The following is a 236-nucleotide window of genomic DNA, read 5'->3' as shown; positions in this document are numbered from 1 at the left end:
AATCTGCTGATATAAGCAGCAGATTATGGCGCTTCTTTGCGATCTGCGTCGCATTTCAGCACAGGATATCAGCGTAAAAAAATCGACTTATTCAACAACCAGACGGCCATGAAGCGGTTGAACCGGGCGGCTGTTTTCATGGTGCATGGTGTGAGTGAATTTTTGCAGCTGTTCAGCAGAGACGGTCAGCGGGTGCTTGAGCACCAGCCATGTCACCCCTTCTGAACACGGTGGCG

1 protein-coding gene is annotated in these 236 nt (G+C 50.8%); it reads right to left on the bottom strand.

Annotated features, from left to right (window positions below):
• Positions 1-87: 87 nt before the first annotated feature.
• On the bottom strand, positions 88-236 hold a 149-nt coding region (locus RTW80_RS30780), incomplete at its 5' end, for a carbonic anhydrase family protein (RefSeq protein ID WP_312722048.1).

The sequence above is a fragment of the Escherichia sp. AM3 genome (genome assembly GCF_032029835.1).
Lineage (GTDB): Bacteria > Pseudomonadota > Gammaproteobacteria > Enterobacterales > Enterobacteriaceae > Escherichia > Escherichia coli.
Note: the sequence above shows the minus strand (reverse complement) of the source record. Positions and strands in the feature narration are given on the sequence as shown.